The following is a 4602-nucleotide window of genomic DNA, read 5'->3' as shown; positions in this document are numbered from 1 at the left end:
AAAGGGATTGCTCATCTGAACGGGAAGAACGGTGTTGAAAATCGGCGAAACCGCCACCGACAGTTCGCTAAGCTCGTAGCCGGTGCTCCGTGCATAGGATCCCTCGGCAAAGAGTGTCACCGAAGACGAAATGTCGAAATGGCCGAGGCCGCTGACGATCACCCGCTCGGTCGGCGAGAGCAGGCTCTGGTGATCCGCAAAGCGAAAGCCGTCGCCGCCGTCGAAGATCGGGCCCGAAAGCTGGGTTCCCTGAATATAGGGAACGAGCTGGCCGTTGCTGAACTGGAGCGGCGTTCCCTGCGCATCGACGATCCGGCCGAGCGAGGTCGTGAACGGCAAGCCCCCGTCGGTCATATAGTCATAGACGAGATCGCGCGCATATTGGTTGGGCGCCGGGTCGCCGTCCGGATCGGGAAGCATGTAGGTCCGTCCGGTGCGTGCCGATTTCAGCAGCCCGTCCTGGCGATTATATTCCACGCCGAGCGCGATGTTGCCGCGGCCACCCGCAAAATTGGTGCCGGCCAGCCCCCGCAGGGTATAGCTGGGCGCATCGCCCTTTTCGGTGAGCCCCACCTGCCCGGTCAGTTCGACCCCTTCGAAATCATCGCGCAGGATGACATTGACCGTGCCCGAGATGGCGTCGGCGCCATAGACGGGCGCGCCGCCGATCGCGATCGTTTCGACGCGTTCGATCAGACCCGCCGGGATGAGGTTGAGATCCACCTGTCCGCCGGGTGTCGTGCTTCCGCCGGCTCCCGAAATGGTATTCGACGAAACAAACCGTCGGCCGTTGACGAGCGTCAGCGTGCGCCGCGAGCCCAGCCCAAAGAAATCAGCGAAATTCTGGCCTGCGGTCAGGCTTCGCTGATCCGAGCCGATGGTATTCACTTCGGACGGAACGAACCCCGGCGTGTCGTTCAAGGCGTCGATGACGTTGGTGTATCCCCGGCGCCGGAATTCCTCGGCGTCGGTGACAACAGTCGCCTCGAGTGTATCATAGCCGGGACGGCGGATGCGCGACCCGGTAACGATGATGTCCTCGCCGGTCGTCTCGCTGCCGACGCTCGCCTGCGGGCGCGCGGCCGCGCGGCGGATGACCACCGCGCCATTGGCGTTACGGACGACCTCGAGCCCCTTGTTCGCCAGCATCAGGCGCAGCGCTTCGACCGGCGTGTAGTTGCCGTTGATCGCGTTCGTCCTGATCCCCGCCAGGTCCGCGTCGGGAACCATGACCTGAACGCCCGATTGCACCGCAAGGCGCTGAACCGTCTGGGCCGCGTCGCCCGAAGGGATCGAATAACGCTGGCGCTCCTGAGCCATGGCGGGCGCCGCCCACATCATTGTTGCCGCCACGCCGGCCATCAGAACCACGCGCGAATTGAATCGGCTCACTTGCCCCCACGTCATCGTCTTGCCTCCCTCATCCCCGGAGCGATCCAGCGCTTCCATAAACAGACGAGCGGCGACGTGCGGAAATCCGCTATCAGTGCGAAGGAGAATTCTGCTGGCGCACCAGAACAAGTTCGTCGCCGCGGCGCACGACCTCGCCGTTGAACGCCTGCGCCGCGGCGCCTGCGAACGCCTGCGCATCGCCAAGCTTGAAAACACCCATGAATTCGGCGCGCGCCAGCGTGGGGTCTTCGATCACCACCTTAAGCTCGGAATAGCGGTTCACCTCCGCCGCCGCCGCGCCAAGTTGCTGGCCGTCGAAAACCAGCACGCCATTACGCCAGGCGATGCGACGTTCGACGTCGGCCGCATCGAGCACGGCCTTGCGCGGCCCGGTCGCGGCGGCAACAAATTGTTCGTTGCGGCGGATGTAGCGCGGCCGGGCCGAACCGCTCGCCTTGCCGTCCACGGCGACGACGCCTTCCTCGACCGTGACCTCGACGCCGCTATCCTCGATGCCGACGACGAATTCGGTGCCGACCGCGCGCACATCAAGGCCTTCGGCACTGACGACGAACGGCCGTTGCTTGTTATGCGCGACCTCGAACGACGCCTCGCCGCGGCGCAGGATGATCCGCCGGATGTCGTCCTCGTACCGCACCTGCACCGCCGAATTGCCGTTGAGCGTCAGGATCGAGCCGTCGTCGAGCGCGATCCGGCGGACCTCGCCGCGTTCGGTCGATATCCGCCCCGCCAGATGATCATAAGCGACGGTGCCGCCAAATGCGGCGAGCGCGACAGACGCCGCCATCGCATAACGCCGCCACGGGCGCTCGCGCACCGGCACGGGAACATCGCGCTGGGTCCCGCCATCGAGCGCGGCGATCCGGTCGATGTCGAGCCAAAGCGCCTGCGCGCGGACATAGGCGCCCAGATGCCGGTTGTCGGCTTCCAGCCATGCGTCGAGCTGTCGCTGTTCGACGCTGCCTAGCGGGCGCTCGGCCGACCGGACCGCCCAGGCTGTCGCCTGGGTGTCGATATCAGCCCCATTTCCAGAACCTGCGCTCACGCTGTCTTCCATCCTGCGCGCCGGCTGGCGCCTCTTTCATTGCGTCGGAAACGAGCCGAAGCGCCTTGGCGAGATGCTTCTCGACCGTGCTTTCGGCTATTCCCATATGTTCGGCGATCCGGCGCTGCGAAAAGTCCTGAAACTTCTTCAGCTCGAATGCCTGTCGGCATTTTGGCGGCAACGTCTGCAATATTTCGTACAAACGCGCCAGTTCTTCCTGTCCGCTGAGGCGCCGGTGAACGCTCATCTCTTCGTCAATGATGTTCAGCGAGTCCAAATCCGCCACAAGATCGATCGCGACGATGCGCGAGCGCCGAAGATGTTCGCCGACGATATGGCGCGCCGTCACGAACAGATAGGCGCGCGCGTTGCGGATCGCGTCGGGATCGCCGGTCCAGAGCCGCGCATAGGCCTCCTGCACGACTTCATCGACATCGCAGGAATCAAGCCCGCGAACGCGGCCGCCGAGCCACTTGCGCAAGTCGGGCTCGTGCGGAAGCACTTCGCGTGCGAACCAGCGGAGTTGAGCCTGACGATCCATGGCGCGATGGCACCAGCTATCGCTCCGCCCGTCAAGCAAAAATGACATTATTGTGAATTTTTTTGTTTAAAAATAATAGGTTAGATGGACAAGCTTGTCCGAACCGGGAACCGCCCTCCCGACCGCTTCGAAACGGACCGGATGACCTATTGCGTGATGCGTTTGACGACCTTCCCCGCGGGATCGAGAAACTCGATGCTCGGCTCGCCGTCGGCGCCGACCTTGAGCAGCAGCCGCGGCTTGCCGCTCTTGTCGGCGAGCCGCACGATCGCATCGTCGGACGTTTTTCCGGTGAAAACGCGCTCGGCCCCCGCTCCGCCGTTCGCCATGGCATAGGCGCGCATTTCCTCGCGGATACGGTTCCGGCCGGCTTCGTCGGGTGCGGCCGCAGCACGCGCGCTCATTTCCATCAGCGGCTTGATCGACCAGTCGGGCCGGTCCCAGACGCGCAGCCCGGCGGTCCGATTGCCGTTCGCCTCGCTATACTGGATGCCGACGGTCTGGTCCTGCTTGTACTGGTCGAACATCAGCGAGCCCGAGGCGCGGCGATTGTCGCCGACCGTCTTGCTGCCGAAGGTCAGCCCGCCGACCTCGTCGCCCTCATCGTTGAAGAACAGCATCCCGCCGCCATCGCGGCTGTGATGCTTATACTCCTTGCCTTCCATGAACAGCCCCGGAAAGCGTTCGGAATTGGCGAGGACGAGGCGATATTTTCCGTCGGGTTCGACGATGTTGATCCGCTTGACGCTGATCTCGTCGAACACGCTTTTCGGCGGTCCGCTGTCGGCCATCACGAGCGCGGTCGGCGCCGCGGCCCCCATGAAGAAGCCCGCCGCAACAAGCGCCAGTCGCGCCCCCCTGATTTCGACCATCGGCTGCCTCCTCAATAATTCCATTGATTGACCGGTGCGCCGGCGGGCGCATTCTTACGGACGTGATCGGCGACCTCGTGGACGACACCTGCCCAGTCGGTGTGGTGCCAATTATGCCCCTTCTTCGGCCGGCCATATTCGAAGCGGATCGGATAATCCTTGCCCGCCACCTCGGCGATCATATCCTGGAACTGATAGACCGCGAGGTTGAGGTAGAAATCGTCCATCTCGCCCGCAAAGAAATGCAGCTTGCCGCGCAGCTTGGGGCCGAGCGTGACCCAGTTGTCGCGGGCATAGCCCGACAGGTCGAAGCCGTTCGCGCGCATATATTTGACGACGTCCTTGTTGATGGCGCCGGTCTTGTAGTCATAGAGCATGACCGGATAGCCATCCGGCCCGACCGGGCCGTGCGTCGTCTGCCAGATGCCGAGCTGGTAATAGCTCCGCCCCTTCGATCCGAGCATCCCCTCGAGCGCCGCGAGCGTGCGCAGGTCGACGAGCGGATGGCCTTCGCGGCTGCGGCGGAACGGCTTTTCCTGCGTGATCCAGTCGTTGATCTTCAAGGTGAACATATTGTCCTCCTTGTAGATGTCGGTGAGCTGGTAGCGGGTGAAGTCGATCGGGTCAGGGTTGAACACCCATGCGCCGCCGAACAGGTCGGGATAGTGGAGTTGCAGCGCCAGCGCCTCCCAGCCGCCGGTCGACGCCCCCTCGACGATCCGGCCATAGGG

4 protein-coding genes and 1 pseudogene are annotated in these 4602 nt (G+C 63.8%); all 5 read right to left on the bottom strand.

From position 1 onward, the window contains the following. A partial coding sequence (locus VGD20_RS13750; protein WP_331134991.1) for a TonB-dependent receptor occupies nt 1-1407 on the bottom strand: 1407 nt, incomplete at its 3' end. Between the two features lie 76 nt (nt 1408-1483). After that, nucleotides 1484-2458: a FecR family protein gene (locus VGD20_RS13745; RefSeq protein WP_331134990.1), complete on the bottom strand. Its 975-nt coding sequence runs from the start codon at nt 2456-2458 to the stop codon at nt 1484-1486. Next, nucleotides 2430-2999 (bottom strand): RNA polymerase sigma factor, encoded by a 570-nt coding sequence (locus VGD20_RS13740; protein WP_294028027.1) that lies wholly within the window; start codon nt 2997-2999, stop codon nt 2430-2432. Before VGD20_RS13740 ends, VGD20_RS13745 begins: the two co-directional genes overlap by 29 nt. Before the next feature lie 146 nt (nt 3000-3145). Next, nucleotides 3146-3871: a hypothetical protein gene (locus VGD20_RS13735; protein WP_331134989.1), complete on the bottom strand. Its 726-nt coding sequence runs from the start codon at nt 3869-3871 to the stop codon at nt 3146-3148. Nucleotides 3872-3882: 11 nt separating this feature from the next. After that, a pseudogene (locus VGD20_RS13730) lies at nt 3883-4602 on the bottom strand (hypothetical protein); the annotation flags it as partial.

Origin of the sequence: Sphingopyxis sp. (assembly GCF_036402335.1) — a bacterium.
In the GTDB taxonomy this organism is placed as follows: Bacteria; Pseudomonadota; Alphaproteobacteria; order Sphingomonadales; family Sphingomonadaceae; genus Sphingopyxis.
Note: the sequence above shows the minus strand (reverse complement) of the source record. Positions and strands in the feature narration are given on the sequence as shown.